Annotated in this window: 34 protein-coding genes; 6 read left to right on the forward strand and 28 right to left on the reverse strand. The window is 47.7% G+C overall.

The genetic code is table 11. The features are described 5' to 3' along the window. Nucleotides 1-61: 61 nt before the first annotated feature. From folD to HP570_RS13520, 18 genes are all read right to left on the reverse strand, one after another. Nucleotides 62-916, reverse strand: coding sequence for a bifunctional methylenetetrahydrofolate dehydrogenase/methenyltetrahydrofolate cyclohydrolase FolD (gene folD / locus HP570_RS13435; protein WP_012686032.1), 855 nt, complete (start codon nt 914-916; stop codon nt 62-64). An 88-nt stretch (nt 917-1,004) separates the two neighbouring features. Further along, complete coding sequence (locus tag HP570_RS13440) at nt 1,005-1,967, reverse strand: tRNA (adenosine(37)-N6)-threonylcarbamoyltransferase complex transferase subunit TsaD (RefSeq protein WP_012686031.1); 963 nt, start codon at nt 1,965-1,967, stop codon at nt 1,005-1,007. Nucleotides 1,968-1,985: 18 nt separating this feature from the next. Next, the gene (nusB, locus tag HP570_RS13445; RefSeq protein WP_041749380.1) at nt 1,986-2,390 is read right to left on the reverse strand and encodes a transcription antitermination factor NusB; all 405 of its coding nucleotides are present in this window, start codon (nt 2,388-2,390) and stop codon (nt 1,986-1,988) included. 47 nt (nt 2,391-2,437) lie between these two features. Then, a complete protein-coding gene (locus tag HP570_RS13450; protein ID WP_012686029.1) occupies nt 2,438-2,650 on the reverse strand; it encodes a DUF2273 domain-containing protein in 213 nt (70 codons plus the stop codon). A 12-nt stretch (nt 2,651-2,662) separates the two neighbouring features. Next, the gene (amaP, locus tag HP570_RS13455; RefSeq protein ID WP_041749379.1) at nt 2,663-3,220 is read right to left on the reverse strand and encodes an alkaline shock response membrane anchor protein AmaP; all 558 of its coding nucleotides are present in this window, start codon (nt 3,218-3,220) and stop codon (nt 2,663-2,665) included. 153 nt (nt 3,221-3,373) lie between these two features. Next, nucleotides 3,374-3,790, reverse strand: coding sequence for an Asp23/Gls24 family envelope stress response protein (locus HP570_RS13460; RefSeq protein WP_012686027.1), 417 nt, complete (start codon nt 3,788-3,790; stop codon nt 3,374-3,376). Nucleotides 3,791-3,859: 69 nt separating this feature from the next. Beyond that, nucleotides 3,860-5,215, reverse strand: a complete 1,356-nt coding sequence (gene accC, locus HP570_RS13465) for an acetyl-CoA carboxylase biotin carboxylase subunit (RefSeq protein ID WP_012686026.1) — start codon at nt 5,213-5,215, stop codon at nt 3,860-3,862. 16 nt (nt 5,216-5,231) lie between these two features. Beyond that, nucleotides 5,232-5,732, reverse strand: a complete 501-nt coding sequence (gene accB, locus HP570_RS13470; RefSeq protein WP_012686025.1) for an acetyl-CoA carboxylase biotin carboxyl carrier protein — start codon at nt 5,730-5,732, stop codon at nt 5,232-5,234. A gap of 207 nt (nt 5,733-5,939) precedes the next feature. After that, nucleotides 5,940-6,614 carry a SpoIIIAH-like family protein gene (locus HP570_RS13475; RefSeq protein WP_012686024.1) on the reverse strand — a complete coding sequence of 225 codons (675 nt, stop codon included), beginning with the start codon at nt 6,612-6,614 and terminating at the stop codon, nt 5,940-5,942. Nucleotides 6,615-6,627: 13 nt separating this feature from the next. Beyond that, nucleotides 6,628-7,323, reverse strand: a complete 696-nt coding sequence (spoIIIAG, locus tag HP570_RS13480) for a stage III sporulation protein AG (RefSeq protein WP_012686023.1) — start codon at nt 7,321-7,323, stop codon at nt 6,628-6,630. Between the two features lie 31 nt (nt 7,324-7,354). Continuing rightward, nucleotides 7,355-8,032, reverse strand: a complete 678-nt coding sequence (spoIIIAF, locus tag HP570_RS13485) for a stage III sporulation protein AF (protein WP_012686022.1) — start codon at nt 8,030-8,032, stop codon at nt 7,355-7,357. 8 nt (nt 8,033-8,040) lie between these two features. Next, nucleotides 8,041-9,237, reverse strand: a complete 1,197-nt coding sequence (gene spoIIIAE / locus HP570_RS13490; RefSeq protein WP_012686021.1) for a stage III sporulation protein AE — start codon at nt 9,235-9,237, stop codon at nt 8,041-8,043. A gap of 16 nt (nt 9,238-9,253) precedes the next feature. Then, on the reverse strand, nt 9,254-9,643 hold the full coding sequence (gene spoIIIAD / locus HP570_RS13495) for a stage III sporulation protein AD (protein ID WP_005827266.1): 390 nt from the start codon (nt 9,641-9,643) through the stop codon (nt 9,254-9,256). 13 nt (nt 9,644-9,656) lie between these two features. Beyond that, the gene (gene spoIIIAC / locus HP570_RS13500; protein WP_007725726.1) at nt 9,657-9,860 is read right to left on the reverse strand and encodes a stage III sporulation protein AC; all 204 of its coding nucleotides are present in this window, start codon (nt 9,858-9,860) and stop codon (nt 9,657-9,659) included. Between the two features lie 16 nt (nt 9,861-9,876). After that, entirely contained in the window at nt 9,877-10,395 is a 519-nt protein-coding gene (gene spoIIIAB, locus HP570_RS13505; RefSeq protein WP_012686020.1) for a stage III sporulation protein SpoIIIAB, read from the reverse strand. Further along, on the reverse strand, nt 10,383-11,345 hold the full coding sequence (gene spoIIIAA / locus HP570_RS13510; RefSeq protein WP_087343770.1) for a stage III sporulation protein AA: 963 nt from the start codon (nt 11,343-11,345) through the stop codon (nt 10,383-10,385). The genes spoIIIAB and spoIIIAA overlap by 13 nt, the downstream gene beginning before the upstream one ends. Nucleotides 11,346-11,485: 140 nt before the next feature. Next, the gene (locus HP570_RS13515) at nt 11,486-11,965 is read right to left on the reverse strand and encodes a CD1247 N-terminal domain-containing protein (RefSeq protein ID WP_173626040.1); all 480 of its coding nucleotides are present in this window, start codon (nt 11,963-11,965) and stop codon (nt 11,486-11,488) included. Nucleotides 11,966-12,044: 79 nt separating this feature from the next. Beyond that, entirely contained in the window at nt 12,045-12,308 is a 264-nt protein-coding gene (locus tag HP570_RS13520) for a YqhV family protein (RefSeq protein ID WP_007725730.1), read from the reverse strand. Nucleotides 12,309-12,457: 149 nt separating this feature from the next. Between HP570_RS13520 and comA the strand changes: the two genes are divergently transcribed. Genes comA through HP570_RS13535 form a run of 3 tightly spaced genes read left to right on the forward strand, consistent with a single transcriptional unit; the run spans nt 12,458 to nt 14,484 of the window. Continuing rightward, the gene (gene comA / locus HP570_RS13525) at nt 12,458-13,279 is read left to right on the forward strand and encodes a phosphosulfolactate synthase (RefSeq protein ID WP_064199883.1); all 822 of its coding nucleotides are present in this window, start codon (nt 12,458-12,460) and stop codon (nt 13,277-13,279) included. After that, nucleotides 13,270-13,986 (forward strand): 2-phosphosulfolactate phosphatase, encoded by a 717-nt coding sequence (locus HP570_RS13530; RefSeq protein ID WP_173626041.1) that lies wholly within the window; start codon nt 13,270-13,272, stop codon nt 13,984-13,986. The genes comA and HP570_RS13530 overlap by 10 nt, the downstream gene beginning before the upstream one ends. A 36-nt stretch (nt 13,987-14,022) precedes the next feature. Next, nucleotides 14,023-14,484: a DUF441 domain-containing protein gene (locus HP570_RS13535; RefSeq protein ID WP_048035783.1), complete on the forward strand. Its 462-nt coding sequence runs from the start codon at nt 14,023-14,025 to the stop codon at nt 14,482-14,484. A 54-nt stretch (nt 14,485-14,538) separates the two neighbouring features. Here the strand turns inward: HP570_RS13535 and HP570_RS13540 are convergent, their stop codons facing one another. The 7 genes from HP570_RS13540 to HP570_RS13570 all read right to left on the reverse strand — a co-directional run bounded on the left by HP570_RS13540 (nt 14,539) and on the right by HP570_RS13570 (nt 20,989). Then, the gene (locus HP570_RS13540) at nt 14,539-16,227 is read right to left on the reverse strand and encodes a DUF4179 domain-containing protein (protein WP_173626042.1); all 1,689 of its coding nucleotides are present in this window, start codon (nt 16,225-16,227) and stop codon (nt 14,539-14,541) included. Then, nucleotides 16,208-16,777 carry an RNA polymerase sigma factor gene (locus HP570_RS13545; RefSeq protein ID WP_173621546.1) on the reverse strand — a complete coding sequence of 190 codons (570 nt, stop codon included), beginning with the start codon at nt 16,775-16,777 and terminating at the stop codon, nt 16,208-16,210. Before HP570_RS13545 ends, HP570_RS13540 begins: the two co-directional genes overlap by 20 nt. Nucleotides 16,778-17,199: 422 nt before the next feature. Continuing rightward, nucleotides 17,200-18,054 (reverse strand): aminoglycoside 6-adenylyltransferase, encoded by an 855-nt coding sequence (gene ant(6), locus HP570_RS13550; RefSeq protein ID WP_173626043.1) that lies wholly within the window; start codon nt 18,052-18,054, stop codon nt 17,200-17,202. Nucleotides 18,055-18,197: 143 nt separating this feature from the next. Next, nucleotides 18,198-18,755 (reverse strand): elongation factor P, encoded by a 558-nt coding sequence (efp, locus tag HP570_RS13555; RefSeq protein ID WP_012686011.1) that lies wholly within the window; start codon nt 18,753-18,755, stop codon nt 18,198-18,200. A 41-nt stretch (nt 18,756-18,796) separates the two neighbouring features. After that, nucleotides 18,797-19,867, reverse strand: coding sequence for a M24 family metallopeptidase (locus tag HP570_RS13560; RefSeq protein ID WP_012686010.1), 1,071 nt, complete (start codon nt 19,865-19,867; stop codon nt 18,797-18,799). Nucleotides 19,868-19,895: 28 nt separating this feature from the next. Next, nucleotides 19,896-20,336 carry a type II 3-dehydroquinate dehydratase gene (gene aroQ, locus HP570_RS13565; RefSeq protein WP_012686009.1) on the reverse strand — a complete coding sequence of 147 codons (441 nt, stop codon included), beginning with the start codon at nt 20,334-20,336 and terminating at the stop codon, nt 19,896-19,898. A 140-nt stretch (nt 20,337-20,476) separates the two neighbouring features. Continuing rightward, nucleotides 20,477-20,989 carry a YqhR family membrane protein gene (locus HP570_RS13570; RefSeq protein ID WP_173626044.1) on the reverse strand — a complete coding sequence of 171 codons (513 nt, stop codon included), beginning with the start codon at nt 20,987-20,989 and terminating at the stop codon, nt 20,477-20,479. A 124-nt stretch (nt 20,990-21,113) separates the two neighbouring features. Here HP570_RS13570 and HP570_RS13575 point away from each other — a divergent pair, with 124 nt between their 5' ends. Together HP570_RS13575 and HP570_RS13580 are read left to right on the forward strand one after the other, a co-directional pair. Continuing rightward, nucleotides 21,114-22,061, forward strand: coding sequence for a DUF1385 domain-containing protein (locus HP570_RS13575; RefSeq protein WP_050763827.1), 948 nt, complete (start codon nt 21,114-21,116; stop codon nt 22,059-22,061). A 36-nt stretch (nt 22,062-22,097) separates the two neighbouring features. Beyond that, complete coding sequence (locus tag HP570_RS13580; RefSeq protein ID WP_012686006.1) at nt 22,098-22,457, forward strand: ABC transporter C family protein; 360 nt, start codon at nt 22,098-22,100, stop codon at nt 22,455-22,457. 36 nt (nt 22,458-22,493) lie between these two features. On the opposite strand, the gene HP570_RS13585 is transcribed toward HP570_RS13580, so the two are convergent. The 3 genes from HP570_RS13585 to HP570_RS13595 all read right to left on the reverse strand — a co-directional run bounded on the left by HP570_RS13585 (nt 22,494) and on the right by HP570_RS13595 (nt 24,641). Next, nucleotides 22,494-23,423: a patatin-like phospholipase family protein gene (locus HP570_RS13585; protein WP_012686005.1), complete on the reverse strand. Its 930-nt coding sequence runs from the start codon at nt 23,421-23,423 to the stop codon at nt 22,494-22,496. Between the two features lie 123 nt (nt 23,424-23,546). Next, entirely contained in the window at nt 23,547-23,978 is a 432-nt protein-coding gene (gene mntR, locus HP570_RS13590; RefSeq protein ID WP_012686004.1) for a transcriptional regulator MntR, read from the reverse strand. 99 nt (nt 23,979-24,077) lie between these two features. Next, nucleotides 24,078-24,641: an NADPH-dependent FMN reductase gene (locus HP570_RS13595; protein WP_064199875.1), complete on the reverse strand. Its 564-nt coding sequence runs from the start codon at nt 24,639-24,641 to the stop codon at nt 24,078-24,080. A gap of 156 nt (nt 24,642-24,797) precedes the next feature. On the opposite strand from HP570_RS13595, the gene HP570_RS13600 reads away from it, so the two are divergent. Next, complete coding sequence (locus tag HP570_RS13600; protein ID WP_173626045.1) at nt 24,798-25,805, forward strand: hypothetical protein; 1,008 nt, start codon at nt 24,798-24,800, stop codon at nt 25,803-25,805. Nucleotides 25,806-25,996 lie beyond the last annotated feature (191 nt).

Raw genomic sequence — 25,996 nt, forward strand, 5'->3', positions numbered from 1 at the left:
ATGCAAAAGAATGGATAAAGCTTATGCCTTATCCATTCTATAATAAGTTGCCGATTTTCTTCTATTGTTTTGCTTGCTTTTTCGCCGCCGCAACAGTATTTTTCAGCAGCATCGTAATCGTCATCGGGCCAACACCGCCTGGAACTGGGGTAATAAAGCTAGCCACATCTTTGACCTCGTCGAACTTGACATCTCCAACGAGCTTACCCGTTTCAATGCGATTCACACCGACATCAATGACGACAGCGCCCGGTTTAACATGCTCCTTGCCGATCATATGAGCCCTACCAGTTGCAACGACGAGGATGTCCGCCTTTTGGGTGTATTCCTCGAGATTTTGCGTGCGAGAATGACACATGGTTACCGTAGCATTTTCCTGTTGCAGCAGCAATGATACCGGCTTACCAACGATGTTGCTACGTCCGATCACCACTGCGTGTTTGCCTGCCATCTGGGTGCCTGTGCGCTTGATCAATTCAATAATTCCATGCGGTGTGCAAGGAAGCATCGTATCATTTCCCAGTACCATGTTGCCTATGCTAATCGGATGGAAACCGTCCACATCTTTTTCAGGAGCAATGGCTTCAATGACCGCATGCTCTGAAATATGAGCAGGAAGAGGAAGCTGAACCAAAATCCCATTAACGTTCGGATTTTCGTTCAACTGTTGAATGATAACCAACAACTCTTCCTCTGTGATGTCAGCGTCCTTCCGAATGATCTCGGATGAAATACCGACTTCCTCACAGCCTTTTGCCTTACCCCGTACATAAGAGTGAGAAGCTGGGTCGTCTCCTACAATGACAACAGTCAAACCCGGTACGACCCCTTGTTTTTTCAATTCAACTACTTCGTTCGCCAATTCGGCCCGAATACTCTGTGCGACTTCTTTTCCCTGGAGAATGGTTGCAGCCATGGAGAAAATGCCTCCTTTATCAACGTCGATACGTTAAGTGTACCGATTTCTCCCTCAGCTGTAAAGGCGAATTATAAAAAGTTCTTATTTATTTAATGTTCGCCTTTTGCTTCATCCAACCCAACATTGCGACTCCATAGGCATTATCACCGGAGTAAACGGGGTCACAGAAGTACAGCTTCGCCTTCACGGCAGGGTGTTCCAGTCGTTTGATCAGCCGCTCACGAATGTAATAATTAGCAGCTACTCCTCCTACAATCAAGATGTCCTTCGGGTAGCCTTGCTCTACTGCATGGCGCAAGGACTTCTCTAGTGCATTGGCAATACATTGCTCTGTCGCTCGCGCAATCTCAGCAGGGCTCGTACTCCCCTTCTCCACTTCCCGTAAAAGCGATGCTTCTGGACCAGAAAAACTAAAGGAAAGTCCGTCAACCGCCGAAGAAACACGAAACTCACCTGTTGCTTCCTTTGCTAACTGCTCCAATGCAGGACCTGCAGGAAAGGACAGACCCAGTGCCACACCAATCCGATCGACCAGTTGACCTGCGTGCAGATCGATCGTCCCACCGATTTTCTCAATGGTATATCCGGCTGCATGACGCTCGCACAACAGCAACTCGCTGGTACCTCCAGACAAATGCACAGCCAAAAAGCGGTCTTCTGTCGGACGCACCTCAGCAGTGTATTCCCCTGCCGCAATATGTCCCTCTTGATGCGTCGTCAAGTGCAGCGGAACGCGCAAATAAGTCGCCAACGATTTCGCCAAGCCTTCTCCTACTTTAAATACAGGCATATACGATCCGTCTTGCGGGCGTGGCTTCTCGCTTACACAAATCGCTGCAATCTCGTAGTCCTTCCACTTCATCTCATCACTTAATTCCGGCAGGTTCATCACATGCTGAAAGACGGCTTCGGATTGTTGCAGTCCGCGCTTGCCCTCCTTTACTTTCAAAAGGCGTTTTGCTTCTGCGACAATTCGGCCGTCTTCCTCAGCCAAGCACAGTGATGTCCGGTAATTGCTCGTGTCGATTCCCAACATTACCTTACTCATGCTTGTATCTCCTACCTATTACGCCTGCTTGGTTTCACGTGATTGCAAGAAGCTCGACAATACACCGTTAATGTACCTGTGGGACTGCTCGTCGCTAAACAGCTTCGCGACCTCAATCGCTTCGTTCATCACGACTTTGTCAGGTGTGTCTTGCTCAAACATGATCTCGTAAAAAGCCAGACGAAGAATAGCGCGATCTACATTGGCGATGCGTTCCAATTGCCATCCACGCAGATACTTCTTGATTTCTGCATCAATCTCAGTCAAGTTTTTCAATACACCATCGAGGAGATAACGTAAATACTGTGCATTTTCCTCGGATTCTTCCATGACGAGAGCAACCGCATCTGTTAGCGGAACCTCTGCCATATCAATTTGGAAAAGACATTGAACTACTTTTTCTCGTGCTGTTCTTCGTTTCATACCATTCATTCACCTACTAATTAAAATGAGCTCGGCCTTTGCTTCTTTCACCGAAACTTGCCTGGCAAAATCTTGTCGAGTATTTCACGCAAGTCTTCTTTATGATCGAGCTTTCGTCCAATATAATAACCGGTCCCGACAAACACAACAAAAACCAGTGTATCCCAAAATCCCACGAGAAGGTAGATGATGCCTAAAAAAAGTCCGGCAAAAACCCCCATTAGCTTCCCCTTGTGTTCCCACATTAACTCCCGCATCATTTACTTCACCTTCTATTCCACCCGTTTACGAGACGAGTAGTTTTCCTGCTGTGCTACTTCCGTCACGACAATGGTCACCTCAGAAATGACAACACCAGCAATCCCCTCGACTTGCTCCTTCACGTCAGCCTGTAGCTTCTGTGTCAGTTCAGGCAATGGCGTTTCTCCATCTACCGAAACACGCAGGGTGATAATATTGCCGCTCTCGAGTGCTTTGACTGTCGTTTTCAGATCGCGCACGCCTTTTACTCGGCGGGCGGCACGCTCTGCAATGGTCTGGATCGTCTGAATCGTAATGTTGACCTCACCCAAATCACTGCGCTGACGGATTCCCCGTTCTACTTTAGGCTTGTTAGAGCGGAAAGAACTGAAAAAGAAGCGAAGGCTGACTACGAGGAAAATGATCGCGACAATGAGATAGGTGATGTTCGTACCCGCCAGCATCTGATCCACATATGGGCGGAAAAAATCTTGCGAGATCAATCCGCTGGTCGCTGCTATCGCGATGCAGGACAAAACAATGAGCGCAAAGCTATAAATCGTCAAGATAAAGCGGTCAAACAAGTTCACAAGCACCTCTCCTTTCAGCCATGTTTGAAAAAGGAGACAAACACGGCACGCTCCAGAAAACTCCATGAATGTATGCTCTACGCCTAAACAAAAATCACGTTTTCAAATGAGGAAAATGCCCCCTGTTCGTAGGGGGCATCCATCCGCTGCTTGTTAGCGCACGCGCTGGTGTTCTTCAACCGGTACTGGAGCCGGTACTTTTTCTTCTGCTTTCAATTCAACATCAACGATATGTACGTTTACTTCCACTACAGAAAGACCTGTCATGCTCTCAATCGCATTGCGTACACTATCTTGAATATTTCGAGCGACTTCCGGGATGCGATGTCCGTATTTGACAATGATCGAAACATCCACCGCCGCTTCGCGGGAGCCAACCTCTACACGCACACCACGTGCTATATTTTTACGGCCTAATCGTTCAGCTATTTCTCCTACGAAACCGCCGCTCATTTGCGCTACACCTTCTACTTCGGACGCAGCCATGCCGGCGATCACTTCCAACACTTCGGGAGCGATCTGGACTTTACCAAGTTCTGTTCTATCTAAGTCTGGAGTAAACTCTTCCATGCTTCGCACCTCCCTCTAATTTGTAATTCATTATACCAAGCACACCGTATTTTTACAAATCAGCCCTACTTACTCTTCATCCAGGTTCAAGTCGTAGGTTTCCAAGAATTTCGTATCGAAATGCCCGCTGACAAATACTTCGTGCTCCAATACCTTCAAATGGAAAGGGATCGTTGTCGTAATACCTTCTACGACGAATTCACCCAACGCACGCTTCATACGGTCAATCGCTTCGTTACGATCCTTGCCCCACACAATCAGCTTGGCGATCATCGAGTCGTAGTAAGGTGGAATGGAATATCCTGCATACGCTGCACTGTCTACGCGCACACCAAAGCCGCCTGGCGCCAAATATTCCGTGATACGACCTGGCGAAGGCATGAAGTTTTTCGCAGGATTCTCAGCATTAATACGGCATTCAATAGCCCAGCCATCCAATACGATATCCTCTTGCGTAAAGGACAATGGTTGGCCTGCCGCTACGGTCAGCTGCTCCTTGATCAGGTCAAAGCCAGTCACCAGCTCGGTTACAGGATGCTCTACCTGAATACGCGTATTCATTTCCATGAAGTAGAACTTTCCATGTTTGTCCAACAAAAACTCGACAGTTCCCGCACCGTGATAAGAAACGGCTTTTGCCGCCGCAACAGCAGCATCACCCATTTGTCGACGCAGCTCTTCACTCAATGCCGGAGATGGCGCTTCCTCGATCAGCTTTTGGTGACGGCGTTGGATAGAGCAGTCGCGCTCACCCAGGTATACGGCATTGCCATGTTTGTCAGCCATGATTTGAATTTCCACATGACGCGGGCCTTCTACGAACTTCTCCAAGTAAACACCTGGATTGCCAAAAGCCGTTTTCGCTTCGTTTTGCGCCTGACGGATCGCTTTTTCCAAATCTTCATCGTCAACGGCTACGCGCATACCACGTCCGCCGCCACCCGCCGTCGCTTTGACCATGACAGGATAGCCAATCTTGTTTGCGGTAACGACAGCGTCAGCCACATCTTCGATCAGCCCTTCCGTACCTGGTACAGTAGGTACACCTGCCGTTTTCATCGTATCCTTCGCTGTGGACTTGTCCCCCATCTTCACAATGGCTTCTGGGTCTGGACCGATAAAGGTAATATTACATGCGGCACAAATCTCGGCAAAATCGGCGTTTTCTGCCAAGAAGCCATAACCAGGATGGATGGCATCTGCCCCTACCTTGGTCGCTACACTCATGATGTTTGCTATATTCAAATAGCTTTCCTTGGATGCCTTGGGACCAATACAGTAAGCTTCGTCGGCCAGCTTCACATGAAGCGCTTCACGATCCGCTTCGGAGTAGACGGCGACCGTACGAATGCCCAGCTCGCGGCATGCACGGATAATACGCACGGCAATCTCCCCGCGATTGGCAATCAATACTTTTTGAAACATTCCGCTCTCCCCCACCTTATTCTGGCTTCACCAAAAACAATGCTTGGCCATACTCAACCAATTGGCCGTCTTCTACGAGCACTTTCACGATCTCTCCACTTACTTCTGCTTCGATTTCGTTAAAGAGTTTCATGGCTTCCACAATGCAAACAACTTTGCTCGCATTCACTTTGTCACCAGCTTGTACATAAGCCGGCTTGCCTGGTTCTGGTGCGCTATAGAAAGTCCCTACCATTGGAGATACAATCTTGTGGAGATTTGCGTCATCCGCTGCTTGTACAGCTGCTGCTTTCGGAGCTTCTGCTGCGACTGGCGCTGCCGCGACAACTGGCTGAGCCGGGATATGTGCTACGGGTGCTGCAACAGGCGCTTGAACCGCTGGTTGCGTGACGACAATCGTTTCCGTACCATTGGATTTTTTCAGAGACACCTTGGCACCTTCTGTTTCCAAGTTAAATTCTTGAATGGATGATTGATCAATTAACTTAATAATTTCACGGATTTCATGCATTTTCATTACGAACAAGCACTCCTTCTTTTCTTTCAATAGAGGTTCGTGAAGTCCAGTATGTATCCTTTTGGCAAACCATAAATCCATGGTAGCCTGTTGCCTAAACCACGTCAAGAAAGGATTTCCCCGCTTCTTTTCTAACAGAAGCGAGAAAATCCTTACCATCATGCCCGTTTCTCCTATCCCTTATAACGAGAAAGTGCCGTAGCTTGATTAGGATGCCTTGTATTGTACGTTAATGTTTGTCGCCGGGATATTCAAGTGTTGCTTCACGTTGGCAATGATTTCCACTACCTCGTTTGCGCTCAATTTATCTTTTTGTACAATGACTGTCGCAATGTCATTTTGGACAGTAACGACCGCATCCTGATAGCCGCTTGCCTTGAGCATTTCTTCTGCAGTCATCGTAGCACTTTCCATATTGGACAGTTCTTCAAACTTGGCCATCGCTTCAGCGACTGCCTGCGGAGAGGACTCCGTGCTGTTTACGATTGCTAGCTGTTCGTCTTTTTGTTGCGCCAGCATGGCTTCGCGTTTCATTTTGAAACCTTGGAAGATTTCACTCGCCGTTTCTGCTACTGGGACGACCGTGTTCGATGTCGCTGGTTTTGCTTCTGGTGCAGCAGGAGTCTTCGCTCCTTGCGTGCCAGTTTTTCCTTCTACAGGGTTTGCCTTTGGAGCTTGATCGACAGGCGTTGCTTGTGGGGCGTGATCTACTTGCTTGGATTCAACCACCACACCGGAAATTTGCTCTTGCTTCTGGACAGCGTGCTCTTGTCCTGATGTTGGGACCTGATCTTGCGGTCCCTTCACCAAGTAATATCCAGAGAGCACAACCATGACAGCAAGCATTGTCAACAACCAAACCGTTTGCTTTCGCAGAATCATTCGCCATTACCTCCTACCCTTTTTTGGGCAAAATGGATATTTTATAAGCGGGAACATCCAAAACCTTTTGAACGGCTTCAGTGATCCACGCTTTAACCTGGATGTTATCGGCCCCTTTTGCTACTACCAGGACCCCGCGGACTTTCGGCTTCAACGTCTTCACAATAACAGGGGCATCTTGCTTGCCGCCTTGCACGATGACGACCTGCTCATCTCGTGACTGGTCATTTTGATTGCGGGTTGCCTTTTCTTTGTCCATTTCCTGATTGGTTGAGGAACGAATGTTGCGATTTTTTTCTACAACCAGCTCTGGTGTTGATTCCAGATTGACCATGACCTGTACTTCACCGACACCGACAACGGAAGCGAGGATCTCACGAAGCTGTGTCTCGTAAATGTTTTCATACTCTGCAATGATATCTGTAGTCGGTGATCCCCCCAACACCTGGGAAGTTGCATCGCCACCAGGAGGACCTGGCGCCTCACTCCCTATATCTCCAAATCCGAGTGGCTGGTCTTTTTCCACTCTGAGGAAGTCCGTCAGAATCATGATGGCAACGCCAATTCCTAATATGACGATGAAATAATGCAGCGGCTTTAGCTTTTGGTTTTTCCCCTTGCTCCCCACCACGATTTTCTTTTCTTCCTGCATCGTCTCGCCTTGTTTCTTCATGAGCAGACTTTTCAGCTTTTCCCACAATTGGTTCATTGTTTTCACCTCGCTTCACTGACTGTACCCGCTACTGTTTTTCTCTTTCTCTCGATTCGTCTTTGATGACGACCTGGCTCTTCGATAGCCCCCACTCTTTGGCGACATCGTTTGTGATTTGCGCGTAAAGTGGATTGTCATAATGAGCTGTTGCAGCCATATCTGCTTTGGGATCAGGTTGCATTTCAATGGGTTTGCCAATCGTGATCTCAACAGGCTGGACAGGCTTAATCGGTTCAATCGTGCTCTGCCCTTTTTGCTCTTCCTTGTTCGCGTCACTGACTACCAGCTCGATTCGTTCAAGGATTGGCTGTTCCGGATTTTGCTGATTGACGGTAATCGTGACATCATCGACAGTTACGCCGTACTGCTCTTTGACACTGGCTTTTACCGAGGACGCTACCTGTGACTGAACGTAAGCCGTCATCTGTTGGTTCTGTTGACCGAGCAGCTTGTCAGTGATGCGTTTCCATTCTGCCGAAGCAGGCTTGTTCAGCTCTTGTTGGTATCGATCCAGACGAAAGGCCAGATCTTCCTGCGAGAGGCTGAACAGACTGAACACGGGAGAAATGATCGTCAGCAAGAGAATCAAGCCCATCACCATTTTTACGTAGCGTTGCAGTGTCGTATTGGGCAGGATCAGATCGAGGAAGGCAGCCAAAAGGACGAGCAGGATAATTTTTTTCAACCACAGGGTTAACCACGTCATCTCATCACCTACCGAACCATCATGGAGATGTTGCCCGCCGCAATCATGATCGTAATCGCCAGAAAGAACATCAAGCCGACCGTTGCCAAAGCAGCGAAGACGAACAAAAGACTTTTCCCAATCGTACCTAGCGCACTGATGATTGGGCTGTTTCCTAGCGGTTGGAGTACGGCAGATGACAGATTGTAGATCAGAGCCAGTACCAGTATCTTCAAAGCCGGAAACGCGCATAGCATGATCAGGATCAAAACACCCGCCAAGCCTACGGCATTTTTGACCAGTAACGAGGCATTGAGTACGGTATCTGCCGCATCGGAGAACACACGACCTACTATCGGGATGAAATTGCCCGTGATGTATTTCGCTGTTCGGAGAGTGACCCCGTCCGCAACGGCTGAAGTCGCTCCTTGTATGGAAATGATGGCGAGAAAGATCGTCAGAAATGAACCAAGGACACCCATTGCAATATTGCGTAGCAAGGTCGCTAACTGCGTGACTTTGTACCTCTCTGAAAACAGGCTGACGATAGAGAGCATCGCAGAGAGGAACAGAAGCGGGAACACGACGTAAGAGATCATCATGCCGCTCGTGTTGATCATGAAGATAATCAGCGGGTGAAACATTGTGGCGGATGCCAGATTGCCTACCGAAGCAAGTAGCGCGATTACCAGTGGGATCATGGCCAGCATGAAATCAGACATGTTCGCGATTGCGTCTTTTGCATAGGTAATGGCGACATGAAAGCTGTTGATCGCAAGTACCATCAAGACGAGATACGTAATCGAGTACGCCACTGTCGATACCGCATTACGTTCAAAGGCGTTCTGCATCGTTTCGAGAATCATCGCGAAGACCGTAATGATAATGATGGAGCTGAGCAGCTTGCCATTCATCAAAATCTCATGAAAGATAAACTTGCCCATTCCTTGCAGGACTCCTGAAATACTGAAGTCACCTTGCTGCATGAGGATTTGGATAAAGCCTTCCGATTTCAAATCGGGCAAGTACCCTTTATAGTCGCGTAACAACTGTTTCCAATACTGTTCGACTCGGTCTAGCTGCAAGTGATCGACCTGTTGTTGCACGATTTGATTGATTGGACCGGCTGCGGGTGCCACAGCGGGTGTCGCAGTAGCTGACACGGCAACTGGAAACAAGGCAAGGAACAGGAACCAGAACAGGATCAGCTTGCAAGTGTGTGCCATGGACATCCCACCTCCCTTATGCCGGCAACAAGTCGATCACTGTTTCGATAATGATTTGGATGATCGGTACAGCCATAACCAGGATGAGGACTTTTCCAGCGAGCTCGATTTTCGAAGCAATCGCACCTTGTCCAGCATCTCGGGTCATCTGTGCACCGAATTCAGCGATGTAGGCAATTCCGATGATTTTTAGAATCGTTTCCAGAAACACAAGGTTCAAATCTGCTTGAACCGCCAGTCTTTCCAAAATCCGAATAACCTCTGCTATTTTTCCGACGAGAAAGTAAAAGATGATGACCCCGCTCGCGATCGCCAGCAAAAAGGCGAACATCGGCTTCTGTTCCTTAATGACTAGCGCGAGAATCGTAGCCACCAGTCCTAGTCCGACAATTTGTACAATCTCCATCTGGAGCCCCTCCTCAGTTGAACAGGAAGACGCGTTTTACCTCGGAGAACAAGTCACCGATGTAATGGGACACCATGTACAGGACAATGATGAATCCGACCAGAGTTGCCCAATGCGCAATATCTTCCTTGCCCGCCTGCTTCAGGACTGTATGCAGGATGGCTGTAATGAAACCTACTGCTCCTATCTGGAAAACAGGTGTCAAATCAAAATCCACTGTGAACACCTCGCCTTTAGAACATCAGGATGACGACCAAGAGTCCACCTAAAAAGCCCAAACTCTTGTACATTTTTTCGTACTTTTCCTGTTCCGCACGAGCCTCCTCTTCCAGCCCTCGCAGGTGGGTGACAGCTAGGCGCAAATGCTTTTGCTGGTCTTCCCGATCGGATGATCCGAGTACCTGACCTAGACTCTCAAGCACCTCTCGCTCTTGTCTGCGCAAGGCGGTTTGGGTCCAGAGTCTATTCATTGCTTGTTGCAAGGCTTCCTCAGCCGAATGCGCCTTTTCTGTCTGTAGGAATTCCGCGGCCAGAAGAAATACTTTCCCTACCTCTTCGGAAACGCGATGACCGACCTTCACAAACGCTCGCTGTAATGGCGTCATCCCGAACACGATTTCCGTTTCGAGCATTTGTAGAGCAACGAGCAGAGCCCGAAGCTGAACGGGACGATTCGCGTAATACTTGCCGATCTGCCAACCAACCATCGACGCCGAAAACAGGATGAGTACGGCTCCCATCAGCTTGACCATGCAGCCTTCTCCCTTTCAACCAGGTTCATGCTTTGATCGTAGATGGCCTGGATCGTTCCGACACCTTTTGCGCGGCTGAGTACGATATAGCGGGAAAAGGCACCATATCGAATCAGCTTGCCTAACATAGGGCGTTCGGCAACTTCCTTGACGCTCGCTCCATGCGCAGAGCAAATGACGGCTACACCAGCATGAATCGCTTCCCAGACTGCGTCGCCATCCTCCGCTCTTCCTACCTCGTCCACAATCAGAACATCAGGAGACATGGAGCGAATCAGCATCATCATCCCGACAGCTTTTGGACAAGCGTCCAGCACATCCGTTCGCGGACCGACATCTCGTTGAGGAACTCCTTGCAAGCATCCCGCCAACTCAGAACGCTCGTCCACAATTCCTACCTTGCGACTTGAAGACCACTCGCTCCCGTAGCTGATGGTTCGTGCGATATCACGCAACAAGGTTGTCTTCCCGCATTGGGGTGGGGAGATGAGCAGCGTGTTTTGCAATTTGCCATCCTCAAACAAATACGACATGACCTTTTTGGCCGCGCCCTTTTTCTCGCGGGCAATCCGGATGTTGAAGCTGGTCACATCTCTGATTCCCTTCACTTCTCCTTTGTCCAGCACCACTTTCCCCGCAATGCCAATGCGATGACCGCCAACTACCGTGATGTAACCCCTTTTCAACTCTTCTTCCAAGGCATAAAGAGAATGCTGGCTGACCTGGTTTAAGAGTTTTGCTGCCTCTTCTGCTGAAAATAGCCATCCTTGTGCGGGTATCGAGGTGATTTGCCCCGACGATGTCACATAGCTGGATTGTTGGCCAAACCGGACTTCTAGCGGCTGGTTTTGCCGAAGCCGAATCTCTTCCAGATTCTCTCTTACCGCGATAGGAAGGGCCGTCAAAATCGTTCGTAAAGTTGCTGGCAATATCGTCAAGATCTCATTCATCAGGTACCCTCCTTTTTGCAGCCTTCTGCCTTTGTCCACTTTGACTTACCTCCATCCTATGCAGAGGTGGACGAGATTTATGCAAAAAAAATAGCTTGCTCTCGTGCTAGAAAGACGAGTGCAAGCTTTTCCTATTGGAATCATCGATTATCCGATTTCTTGTTATCCACCGGCTCTATTACATAGTGTCTGAAACCTTCCTCATCTTTGCCTTCGTGCAGATAGATTTCTTTCTGGCAGCTAGGGCATGCAAACTCGTAAGTCGTATCGAGATGGGGATCTACTTGTGCTTCGTATTGTTGTGCGTCTTCATCATCATCCAAATCGTAGAAAGTCGCGTACTCGTCGTCATCATCCTCACAATCGACAACGGTTTCATACAAGTCATCATCATCATCAAAAAGATACAGCTCAATGTCCTCTAAGTCTTCATCCAAGGCCTCCACATAATCCTCCGCCTCTTCCACTCGCGCGTGAAGCTCTCGTAGCTCACCCTGCACCTCATTTAGAATCTCAATCATCTCTACCATAATTTTTCCTTCGGGGCTTTTCTCCCCCACTTCCAATCCATCTGCCAACCCTTGCAAGTATGCGATTCGATTCGCCAATGATTCTGGCATCCACATTCCCTCCCATCCAATCTCTCCCACTTATCGTTCCCCATCGTGATGCCATTTACGAATGGAAGGATATGGGTAATTATTTGCGGACGCCAATCAAGATGCACGAGATCCCCACCAGAATCCAGGCTATTTTGGCGAAGCTAACCCGATCCGACATGCCTAACAAACCGATTGTCGTTGTGGTGATCAAGATAATTGGCCCAACAATCGCAAGCCCTGAATTAATGAGCAGAGCTTTTTCGACCTGGTTCACTTTTAAAATGAGCAAAGCTGCAATGATCTCGATACTGCCTGAAAAGACCCTAAGTGCTGCCATACCCATAATCGCTTTTTCCAACATCCCGACTCGTCCTCCCCTCCTTTCACTCTATGCCTGTACCACATCATTTCAGCACTTTTTGAATCATCCCTATAGGCTTTTGCCCTCACTCCTCCCCTTCACTGGGCATACACTGAACCATACGCCTAGAAGAAATGAGGAACTTGCCGATGGTAGAGTGTGATCAATCGTTTTTACCTGATAGCTGGGCAAACCCGTCCGGGCAAATACGAGAGAAGCCCCGTGTGAAGGGCTTAACCATGGTGATTGACAAAGGCCTTGGACTTACTGCATATTCCGACTTGTTCGCGCTGGCTGCTCCCTATATCGATCTATACAAACTCGGTTTTGGCACCCTTGCTCTGTACCCCCTCGAGATACTCAACCAAAAACTGACCCTTGCAAAACAATTTGGTGTACACATCATGCCAGGAGGAACTTTTTTTGAAATCGCCATTCGCCACAATTCAATTGCAGATTATATGAAGCTGATTCGCTCTCTCGGTTTTTCTGCGGTGGAAATATCCGATGGAACGTTCCCTCTATCCTTTGCACAGCGACAGGAAGCCATCAATTACGCGTTAGACAATGATCTAGTGGTCTACACAGAGGTCGGAAAAAAAGCTGCCGACTATCGCACTTGTCGAGAGGAATTGCTGGAGACGCTTAGCTTTGACCTGCACAATGGTGCCAGTCACGTGATTGTAGAAGCGAGAGAAAGTGGTACCGTCGGCGTGTGTGACGGGGATGGCAAGATTGACGATTCCTTCGTTTTAGACATTGTTGCAGCGGCCAAAGAAAAGGCCTCCCGTCTAATCTGGGAAGCACCACAAAAGGATCAACAGGTCTGCTTCATCAAGGCCATTGGCAGCGACGTGAACCTCGGAAATATTGCCTATACGGATGTATTCTCTTTGGAGACGCTACGGCGCGGATTGCGCGGCGATACAGCCCTAATCATGGATAGAGGGAGGTGTTTTCCGTGCGAATAGAGGTGGTGCCGACCGTGGAAGAAATTCGTTTTGAACAGATCAGCAATCATGTAGTCATCGTCATCGATGTGCTTCGTGCCTCCAGTACGATTGTCACCGCATTAGGTAATGGATTTCGTAGCGTCATCCCGGTCGAAACCATTGGGCAAGCAAACTCCCTACGCACTAACGACTGTATTTTGGCCGGGGAACGCCACTGTAAGAAAATCCCCGAATTCGACTGCAATAACTCACCAACCGAAATCGCAGGTTTGGGGAAAACGGGGAGCCAGCTTATTCTCACCACGACGAACGGGACTCGTGCGATCCAAAAAGCAGAACGTGCCACTGCTCTCTTGATCGGCTGCTTCTTGAATGCCACTGCATGCATTCGGCACGCTCTTTCTTATCATCTCGACATAACCCTGTACTGTGCAGGTACCCGGTCGGAATTCGCTCTGGAAGACGGTCTGGCTGCCGGCTTGATGATTGCACAGGCACAACAATCGTTACCGAGCATCCAAATCTGTGATCTGGGTGAAGTGCTAAAGACGAGCTACCTTTATTACGCGGGAAAACTGAGCGAGCTGTTACCCCACACGACAACAGGAAAAAGGCTCATCCAGCACCATCTCGCAAGCGACATACGGTACTGTGCTCAAGTGGATCAGTATCAAATCGTTCCCTACATCAAGGAGAAACGCATACTCCCACACCTTGTCTCATAATGTGAAAAGAGAACAGGGACAGGGGTTTTGATGCCAATGATGTCTGGAGAAGTAATGCTGGTCATCCTAATCGTTATCGGTCTTATTGGGCGATCACCGATTATTGCGACTGCCGCAAGTATATTGTTGGTGTTGAAGCTAACGGCACTGGAGCGTTTTTTCCCGACGGTGGAACGCCGTGGGCTGGAGCTAGGCCTGCTTTTCTTGACGATTTCCGTACTGGTTCCATTCGCCAGCGAAAAAATATCGTGGAAGGACGTCACCCCACTATTCACGACGGTAGTCGGACTGACAGCACTAGCTGGTGGAGCGATTGCCACCTGGATGAATGGGAAAGGACTTGACCTCTTGAGGTCTGAACCGCAAATGGTTGTCGGGCTGGTGATTGGGTCGATCATCGGTATTGTGTTTTTCCGAGGCATTCCCGTCGGACCTTTGATGGCTGCCGGGATTACAGCGTTTGTGTTGAAGCTGTGGGAGTGGTTTGGAAGCAGATAACATGTGAAATCCCCCTCTTTTTGGTATAGGAGGGGGATTTGTTTTCGTTTTGATTTAGCGTTTGCCAGTCGTTTGGAATGGGACTTCCCAATTCATTCCCTGATACTGACGCAATTGCATCAAATGCTCCAGATTCAGAGTTTTCGGCAGCTTTTCTATGTCACGGATAAAGAACGTACCGCTGACATGTACACGCCCGTCCTTGTCTCTCTTGAATGATTGTCTGACGAGCAATTTGTAATCTTGCTTGGCATCACCTTGCGCATTCCATTCAATTGCCCTGATGACGCCCTCTGGAAGAACAGCCGTGTACGGGATAATCGCACCTTTCCCCTTGTACGTATGTTCCCCTATTTTTTCCTCGCCCTCCGTCGTTTTCAACGTAACGCCTGAAAAGGTGTACGTGCTGTCATGACTCATTACGGTTACCTTTTCCTTGCCCAGCTTCTCAACAGGTATGCTTGCTTGAAACTTCGCCGGCTCAAACAGGTACAGGGAGTGCAGCCTGAAAGTATACGTTTGGTCGTCAGCCAAAGGCGCGATGCCATTCAGCTTCGTATATCGTTTCCCCTCGTCATGCAGCTGTCCTCGGTAACCGGGAGATACCGTGTTTTTGCGAATTTGATTGATTTCATCCCCGGCAAGGGCATCATCCCATCCCGCTACCACTTTTCCTTTTTCATCCAAGATCTCATAGGCCAATCCGATGTCTACGAAATATCTCTCCACGCGCTCTGCATCCGTGAACCCATCTGGTGCGTTTTCCTTTACGACCCAACCATTTTCTTCTTTTATTTTTTGAACCTGCTTCACTCGCTCTTCCGTCCACGTTGTCTCCAATTCAATCAAACTAACACTAGGCACAGTCTTAATGTTTTGCAACGCTACCTTAATTCCATGCGGGGTCATGAAATCTTTCCCGATCGTAGTTTCATTTGCTGCCGCTCTCGCCTTTTTCAAATCCACTGGAAACTCCATCTTCCAGTTGCCTTCTTTTCCATCCAGCATCGTTGCGTCGACGCCAACAACCATTTCATCCAGTTGCGTCTTACTTTCTTTTAGGAATTGGAAGATATCATGACTAATGACAAGATATTCGCCTTCCTCCCCGATGCTATAGCCCCCTCCATCTGGATTGAGCTCTTCACCTGACTTCGTTTTATACGTGAGGTTTACATCGATTTTACCCGGTTCAAACGGGATCCGCTTGCCATTTTGATCGACGACTTGAGCGAAGATAGCCATTCGCACCGGATCAGCAACTACTTCTTTCACATTCAATGTAATTCCTTGATCGGTTGCGCTCTTATTGATGGCTTGGGCATAGCCTTTTTCGGCTGCCTTCTTCATTCCGGTGTCTATGCCTTGGATGGACTGAATGACACTGTTTACATAGCTCGCAAAAGTCGGTGACACCATGGACCCAAACGTAATAATCGCTGTAACACTCGCTACGGCTAACGCGGTTTTTTTCAAAATAGTTACACTCCTCTTTTTCCAATTTGGTTTTGGTGTAGGAGTACGCACGGTCTCTAATGCCATCATTACCTGAGCAGTAAAGTCGATTGGCAACGTACTGGGGACTCGCAGGCTCGAATAGTCCTCACCGCTCTCATCTTCTTCCACCATCTGCCGCTGACAGCACAGGCACGTTTCCACGTGTTGTTCCATCAGCCTGGCTTCGTCAGAGGATAATTCTCCAACCAAATACTTGCGCAATTGTTCAGTTTTGGAGCAGTTCATAGATAGCACCCCTTCCTGACCTTTCTTGCGCCATACTTGCCCGGAGCTTTTTCTTGGCGTGATGAATGCGCATTTGCACGGTTGTAATCGGGATATGCAGAATTTCGCTAATCTCCTTGTAACTCAACTGCTCCATGTATTTCAGCAGAAACACAATGCGGTATTCCTCACCCAGCGCCATGATTTGTTGTTGCAAGGCGTCTTGCTTTTCCTTTTCCAAATAAGCTTTTTCGGGTGTATCTGTTTCAATCAGTCTGGTTTCTTCCAATGGCGTTTTAAGGTAGCGCTTGTTCTTGCGCCACGCATCGACGCACAAATTGGACGCAATCCGATACAGCCAAGCCAAAAAAGCATCGGTCGGCCTATATTTGTCCAACTGACAGTACGCCTTGATGAAAGCCTCCTGCGTCAGGTCTTGGGCATCCTGCTGTTGTCCTGTCATACGATAAAGATAGCTGTATAATCGATCCTTGTACTTGTCGACCAGGTACGCGTAGGCATCGCGATTTCCTGTTTGTACCTGTTGAATAAGCAACCAATCATCCTGCAAAGGAAGTCCTCCCGTTTTAAAAAAGTTCGCTGCGCAGCGTTCATTTTGGCAGGTTCATATGGATTAACGGATCATTTTGTATTTTCTTTCCAAAAATGAATGCATTTTTAAAAAAAAGTTTGAGTCAACATTGTTGAGGAGAAGAAAAAGCACAGTGCTCTTCGACTCTGACACGCCAGCAAGGGGGATTCACTGGCCGTCTACACTTAAAAAAGGGGACCGTCGAGCCAAAGCCACCCTACGGGCGGAAGAATTTCAAAGAAGAAGTGTTCGACAAGCGTGGTCTCCTTTTTTAAGTTCCGACTGGGTAGGCGTTGTCAAGGTCTACGAGTTCTGTGCTTTTTCTTCTCGCCAGCTTTGTTGGTCGAGCGTCTACAAAACATAAGAAAACCGCCCTGAATAAGGCGGTCGGGTTCCATCCATTACTTCCATGAATGGTAGATATGTTCCGCGTACTTGGTAATGGCTTCATCGTAATCTGGATACGGATATTCGAGATTTTCTGCCACCGCTTTGGAGTACTTTCGAAATAGCTCATAGCAAGTGAATAACGATTCCCACATCAGCGGGTAGCCGTTTTCGTTATAGCTGGATAGTAACGCTTCCCAATCTTCTTTTGGAAGATAGCGATCGATAAATTTGTAGTTTTTCCCGACACTAAAGGTAAATCCTTTCTCACATCCGATTTGCCAAGCCATCATGCGGAGCAAATTTGGTCGGGCAATTTCGTTGAGATGGTCAATCGCAAACAGAATTTCTTTTCTCGCCAAACCTTTGACAACATAAGTAGATACCATCCAAAATTCATTGCAGCAGTCATCAAACTCTCTGGCACTTGGCTTCCGGGTCCAATATTGGCGATCGGAAGGGAGCACCTCGTGTTTGATAAGCTCGTCTTTATCTAGCAAAATCTCAACCAGACCGTCGCTTTCTGCAAAATACTGCTCTGTCTCGTCTATCGGGATCAGCGTCAGATCCACTTTATTTCCATCCTCAAATAGCATGAGATAGGAAAACCAATTCCCTAACTCGGACGGAAAAAGCTCCATATCCTCCGGTTTTTGCATCATGATCCGATTCCCAAAAACATCGAGCCATTGATCATTTTCCTTGAAAGAAGCCATCTCAGTCACAAAATACGAAACATCATAATCTTGGAAAGGATCAGCTGGTATATTTTTGTTCGTGCGTGACCCTTCCAAGGTTACCAAGCGGATTCGATCATCCTTCCTAGCGAAATCAATCAGCATGTTCATCATTTCTTGTTCCGTTCTCAAAGCCATGCCCCTCCACATTACTATTTCTCTGTACTACTAAATGTAGTGGAATTGCATAATTTTTACAATCCTACATCGATAGGAGAAGCAAATAAAAAAAGCTGCACCCATTTGGGCACAGCTTTTTCTTGCAATCCGTACTTTTACGCGCGGGAAACGTATGCTTCCGTACGAGTATCGATGATCAGACGCTCTCCTTCTTCTACGAAGAGAGGAACGTTTACTACGAAACCAGTTTCCAAGGTTGCTTTCTTTGTTACGTTAGAAGCAGTGTCACCTTTTACACCTGGCTCACATTCAGTTACAACGAGTTCAACCGTATTCGGCAATTGAATACCGATTGTTTCTCCGTTGTACTGCATGATTTGCACGTTCATGTTTTCTTTGAGGAAACGCAGCTCACGCTCGATTTGGTTGCGAGTGAACGTCATTTGCTCATATGTTTCAGTATTCATGAAAGTGTACTCGTCTCCGCTCGCATACAGGTATTGCATCGTGCTGGATTCGATGCGGGCAGGGTTAACTTTTTCACCGCCGCGGAAGGTCATTTCTGTTGTGTTGCCGCTACGCAGATTGCGCAGTTTGGAGCGAACGAATGCCGCACCTTTACCTGGTTTTACGTGTTGGAATTCTAGCACGGTAAAAATATTGCCATCCACTTCGATTGTCAAACCGGTACGAAAATCGTTTACAGAGATCATGGTAGTCCTCCCAAATCAATCAATAACAGAATAAGTATAAATTACACAGGCAAAATGAGCAACTCTTTCGTAGACTTGTTCAGGTTCTCATGGCCATCAGCTGTAATCCACACATCGTCTTCGATTCGAACGCCACCAAGTCCTGTCACGTAAATGCCTGGCTCCATCGTTACGAGCATACCTGGCTCCAATACGAAGGTGCTCACAGTCGACAGCCCTGGCAGCTCGTGAACTTCCAATCCGAGACCATGACCTGCGCTATGTCCATAGGCATCCCCATAGCCTGCTGCTGTGATGAGATCTCTCGTTGCTGCGTCAGCGTCTTTTGCGGATACACCTGGCTTCAGTGCTTCTAAACCTGCCAGCTGTGCACGCAGAACGATATCGTAGATTTCACGCATTTTCGGGTCTGGCTCTCCCACAGACAATGTGCGTGTGATATCGGAATGATAGCCCTGATAAGCAGCACCAAAGTCGAGTGTAACCATTTCCCCTGCCTGAATCACTTTCTCGGACGCACGTCCATGTGGCAGAGCGCCGCGCACACCTGACGCTACGATAATATCAAAAGCAGAGCCTGTCGCACCTTGCTTGCGCATGAAGTACTCCAATTCCAAGGCAACATCGGATTCACGCACACCTGGCTTGATGTAGCCTTGAATATGCGTAAATGCTGCTTCCGCGATACGAACCGCTTCACGAATGATAACCATCTCGGATTCGTCTTTAAACATGCGAATTTTTTCAAGCAGACCGCTTGTTGGCACCAGCTCTACTCCGTTGAATCCTTTGTTCCATTCCTGATACGTGCTAAAGGACACGCTGCTCTCGAATGCCAAGCGCTTGATCCCTTTTTCTTGCAAAAGCTTTGCCATCGCTTCCACAGCTTTTCTTTCGTTATTGATCACTGTAAATTCAGGTGCTTGTTCGTGGGCTTGTTCCACATAGCGGAAATCAGTGACGAGAAACGCTTCTGTTTCCGTGACAATTACCCATCCCGTTGATCCGGTGAAACCGCTCAAGTAGAAGCGATTCTCTGTTTTTTCGGTAATAAACGCCTCTGCTCCCACTTGTGTAAGTGCCTCGCGCAATTTATGCAGACGTTGTTTCATGGCAGCCTTTTCCCCTTTTTGAAAGCTTTTATTTTTTTTCGATTTTACGGACGAGCGCTCTTAACGCCCATTCATATCCATCGATCCCCAACCCGACAACTTGTCCAATCGTAATAGGTGCGATGACTGAGTGATGGCGAAATGGTTCCCGTGTATGAATATTGGAAATATGTACTTCAATCGTCGGAAGAGCTACACTGGCCAAAGCGTCTCGGATCGCATAGCTGTAATGGGTGAATGCGCCTGGATTGATCAGGATGCCGTCATGGACACCTCTCGCTTGATGAATCGCGTCGATGAGGACACCTTCATGATTCGATTGGAGATGCTCAAGCTTTCCGCCCAACTCATCCATAACACCCGTCAGGATTGTCACCACATCCTCCAGCGTTTCCCTTCCGTAAACATCCGGCTCCCTCGTCCCCAATAAATTCAGGTTGGGCCCGTTCAATAACAAGACGGAAGTCATCGACCATCCCTCTCCCTATAAAAGTTTTTTTATTAATGAAACATTTTACCACAAGCCGCTCTGAATCCAAAGTAGTCATTCGCCAAAGCAACATTTCGAACATTGTTACATCCATTTTGACAAGGAACGGAGAAATCCTCCTACCTTGTGTACTCATTCCATGCATGATTCTCGTCTGATTGCTCGAGCATGATTGTCATCCCAATGAACAAGCCAAACGTCAAATACCAAGCGCCTTCCGTACTGAAGGTGGCAACCTCCCAATTTCCGATATGAAAGAAGAAACCCGCTATCCCTAACATGACCGCCCCGTAGACGAGCCCCAACCACCACGCACGGATCCGGCTAAATAGCAAGCTGAATACAAATGAAGCAACGAAAGTTTCAACGAACAGCACGATACCACCAAGGCACACGCTCGCAAACGTATTTTCGTCCTCGATACCGATAAAGGGACGTGCAAATGCTCCGACTCCGTACGGGGTCATGTGCAAAAAGTGAGCCATCAATCGAACGAGCCCCCAAATAATCGTTCCCCAGAATGCCATCTCCAAAATCTTCGAGAAGGACACTCTTTTACTCCCTTGCCTGCCTTCTTCTGTATGGGATATGCGTGCTTGCTTGTGCCTTCGTCCTGTCTTGCTTATTTCCATTTCCATCACCTCTGTTCTCTAGTATGCTCTTCCTCTAAGCTTTTCACTTCCGCTTTACATTTGTTGGAAAAATACGAACTCCTTGTAGCTTCAAGTCGCCATTTCCGTTAATATAGTGGTAAGGATGGTGATTGAATTGGCGCAACAAAACGTACCTAGCTACGGCGGTCAGGCCGTCATCGAAGGTGTTATGTTCGGTGGCAAAACCACGACCGTTACAGCTGTTCGCAAAAAAAATCATGAAATTGAGTATTTTGAATCCCCAAGGTCCGAATATAAATGGATTACTACGCTAAAAAAGATTCCGTTTTTGCGTGGGATTGTTGGTTTGGTCGAAGCCAGCGCCAATGGGGCCAAACATCTCAACTTCGCCTCTGAACAATACAGTAAGGAGTCTGGAGAAGAAGCCTCCGAAAGTCCATCGAAGCTCACCATGATTTTAGGTGTTGCTGTTGTCGGAGTACTTTCCTTCCTGTTCGGGAAATTCGTATTTACACTGGTTCCCGTTTTCCTGGCAGACTTTTTACTTGGAAAATGGGTACCGGATGGCGTTCCTCAAACGTTGGCTGAAGGCGGATTTAAAATTTTGCTCCTCCTCGGCTACATTACAGCGATTGCACAAACGCCGTTGATTAAAAGGCTTTTTCAATACCATGGAGCCGAGCATAAAGTGATTAACGCGTTCGAATCCGGGGTAGAATTAACAGTAGCCAATGTGCAAAAATTTTCCGCCCTGCATTATCGTTGTGGGAGCAGTTTTCTCATTTTTTCAGTGTTCGTCGGTGTTGTGATTTACTCCCTGTTTAGTTATGACTCCCTGACGGAGAGGGTCGTACAACGCATTGTTCTTTTGCCACTGGTAATCGGCGTCTCTTATGAGGTTTTGCAGTGGACAAACAAGCTCCGTGATGTACCCGTCCTACGTTACCTTGGTTATCCAGGATTGTGGTTGCAAAAGATCACAACTCGTGAACCAGATGACAGCCAAGTCGAGGTAGCCATCGCTTCCTTCCAAAAGATGCGGGAGCTTGATCAGAAGCACGTGCAGGAAAGAATGGTTACGACCGGATAACGTGAGGCATTTTTATTCCCATAGAGGTGAAGCCCTATGTTACGCCGCATTCCACCAGTGATTCTGATCGTGATTGTATTGGCGATTTACGGATTTTTGGTCACCCTCTTCAATGATCCTATCAGTACGATTGTCATCTTGGGATTATCCGTTGTCCTTTTCTTGGTCGTGCGCAACTATTTACAAACCGGCTCCTTCTTTTCACAAGGCGCTGGAGCAGGCAAACCTAGACAACCGAAGGTCAAGGTGAAGCAAAAGCCCTCCATCGCTCGGCAAGCAGTGAAAAAGCAGTCGACTCCTCCTAGAAAAGATCATCCGTTTCGTGTGATCGAAGGCAGCAAAGGGAAGCAAAAAGAGAAACCAGACGAAAAATCGCAAAATAATATCTCCCACTAAAAAACAGGTTGCCTGAATCGGCGACCTGTTTTTTTGTTAGACCAGTATTTTCGGTGAATGATTGCGAAACACTTTGACGTAATCTTCAAAATCCCATTGTGCCAAAAATTTGTGAGCCGCTGCCTCCCCTGACTCAAACAATTGTTGCCTGATTTCTTTTGACAGCTGAAATTGAGTGGTTCTCACCCCTAATGTATGGATGAAAATCGTCCGAACGGCTTTTGCCTTTTCCACATACAGGCGGTCATGAGCATCGAGCATAGTCGCCAGCAATCCCCGGGAGAAGGAAAAAAGACCTTTGATTCTAGTCGCTTCTCTCTTGTCTTGATCATCAGTCAGACGAAAACCGATCGTCGGCCACCGCGGAGTCCCCGGTACATCAAACAACCAAACGGGGTAGTTGCTCAATAATGCGCCATCGACGATGTAATGCACATGTCCAGCACTTGTCAGCTTTGCAGGCTGAAAAAAGAACGGAATAGAGGAAGACATACGAACAGCTCGTGCCACAGGGAAATGATCGGGTTCTACGCCATACCGTGCCAAATCATCGGGAAGGATAAGCATTTTTCCATTTGTGACATCAGATGCGACAACCTTCAGCTTACCAGGAGGAAGATCTCCGAATGTTCGCACCCCTTTTCGTAATAACAACTCCTCTATGAACAACTCGATTCGATCTGCTCGATAAATCCCTTCTCGCACGACTAGTTCATAGATTGGTCCGATGAGAGGGAGCCTGACCAGCCCTGAGCGTTTGAGAAAGTGGAGGTAATCCAGCTCTTCAAAGATCGGTTTCAACTCATGGCTGGAATAGCCTGCGCCGAGCAAAGCTGCAACAATGGAGCCTGCCGAGGTACCTGCGAGTCTTTCCCATGTGTATCCATTCTCCTCCATGACTCGCAAGGCACCGATAAAAGCGATTCCTTTTACGCCGCCACCTTCAAAGACTGCATCCGCTTTCACCTTGTTTTCCCCTCCCTAAAATTCCTCCCCATTTTCCATGTATAAGACGAAAGCTTTTCCGTTACCACAAAGAAAAAAACGCAAGCCTGATCGGCTTGCGCTATAATACGATAACGATATAGACTATTCCTCTTTTTGCTCATCTAACAAACGAATGTTACGAAGCTCTTCTATACGCTTTGGATCTGCCTCGAAGTACTGAACCAGATACTCCAGACATGTAATCGATTCCCAGCTCAGGTGATGCTCGATTCCTTCCACATCCTGATAAATATGCTCTTCATCTAAGCCAATGATCCGCATAAATTCTTCTAGAAGAGCGTGACGGTCCACAAGGCGTTTCCCGATTTTCTTCCCTTTTGGCGTCAAGACAAGCCCACGGTATTTTTCATAAACGAGATACTTGTCTTTGTCTAGTTTCTGAACCATTTTCGTGACCGAAGAGGGATGTACTTCCAACGCTTCAGCAATATCGGAGACACGAGCATAGCCCTTTTCTTCAATTAAGTTGTAAATGCGTTCCAAATAGTCTTCCATACTCGGCGTCGGCGGCATTGTGAACCCCTCATTTCCAAACCGTTATTTCATCTTGCCAAAAAAGGCACGTAGAAATATGATACCGCGTAATGAGAAGCATTTGCAAGGGAAAAGTACCTATCGCAGCTGTTTTTCTGTTGTTGGATTCATCATTTGGACATATTGTACGAGCTGTTGACCCAACTGCTCCATGCGCGCCTGCAATCGCTCATCCTTGAGCTTGCCTTCTGGAGTAAAGGCATTGTAAGCACTTGGGATGGAAGGGCTAGATGGCAACGGCCATGCATGCAAATTGCGCATGATTAACTGCAAGGTGTTGACCGTATTCGTAGCACCCATGCTTCCACCAGCGACACCAATGATGGCAACCTGCTTGTCACGCAAAATGCGCCCTTCCAGGAAGTCAATGGCGTTTTTCAAAGCACCTGTCATTGTGCCATGGTATTCAGGCGAACCGATCACAAGTCCATCTGCTTCAGAAACCGCTTTGACAAATCGATGGACAATTTCAGGGTACGTACTGGTATCGTCACGATCATCGTACAGCGGCAGCTTCCAGTCCGCCAGATGAATCATTTCAACATCGGCACCTGCAGCCTTTGCGGCTTCAAGAACAATATGAATTGCTTGTTTTGTCGTAGAATTGGCATTCATGCTTCCGGCTATTCCTACAATTTTCATGGTTTCACCCCATCGATAATCTAAATACTGGTATGTTCCTCATTATATTCCATTAAGTATAATTTGTAAACATTTATGTTTATTTAATATCATCTGTTCTGAACAAGCCTGTTTGCTTCATACACTTGTACCAAGTTGCAAGTGAGGATGATGCCTATGGACAAAGTCGCTTGGTATATCGCCGTGCTTTTTGCAGGGTCTGCGTTAGGTGGATTCTACTTGGGCGGATATGAATGGTTACGCTTTTTTACTTATTTCGGTTCCTGGGGGACAATAGGCATTGCCCTTGCGGCTCTTGGCCTCGGCTGGTTCGGCGTCCAGCTGTTGACCTTTTGCCATCGCAAGCAAATTCGCTCCCTGTACGAGCTGTACTACGTATTGTTTGGCGAAGCGTTCGCTTCTAGCCTATCTGCCATCACCCACATTCTGCTATTGGGGTATACAGGAGTCATGCTTGGCCAACAGGCAGATTTCCTCTTGGAGGAGTTCTCTCCTCTATGGTTCATCCTTCTGACCATTGCAGCCGTCTTCTCTATCTTAAATCGTTGGCGATGGATTGTCACTGCAACAGCCATATCTCTATCCGGCGGTTTATTATTATTCGGATTGATTTTCAGCGCACAATCCCATGTACCAATACCGAGCTTGGGTTATCAACTGAATGTGAACTGGCTGATTCACGCCGTATTTTTCCTAGCCTTGCATTTTCTCATCGGCTTGGCCACGACTTTACCACTGGCAGTACGTGCGTCCCATGAGCGAACGGTTCGGATGGGCGCAATGATCGGAGCTGGAATCTTCCTTTTGTTCACGCTGTTAGGTCAAGCTATTCTTCTTGCCCACTGGCATGATTCCCACGCTTCTGTACTGCCCATTAAACAAATTTTAGTTCAAATGATGCCAGGTGGCGATTGGCTTCTCGCTATCCTCTCATTTGTGCATGGCGGAGTCATCATCGCCGCCCTACTCTATTCGTTGTCACATCCAATAGCGACACGTCAACATCTGCAAATGCTTCCGCTGATTGTCGCCATGCTGCTTACCGTATTTGTATTCTCTCTTCTCACACTCGTTGTTCCCTGGAGTATGTCTGCAATCGCCAGTGCAGCGACCTATTGCGGCATGTTCTTAATGGGCTGGTACGTTTGGAAGCAACCGAATTGACCTGATCGTTTACTCGTAGCTCCTGTGGTCAAGAGAGAGTCTTGGCCACTTTTTTTCGCACTATAGGAGCCAATTCACTATTCCGACCACGACCAAGAACACAAGGATAACCACCAAAATATTCAACGGATTCATCGTCACGTAGGTCTCCTCTATCCATAGTTTCTCTCCCTCATTTTACCACAAATGAA

Source organism: Brevibacillus sp. RS1.1 (assembly GCF_013284365.1).
Lineage (GTDB): Bacteria > Bacillota > Bacilli > Brevibacillales > Brevibacillaceae > Brevibacillus > Brevibacillus brevis_D.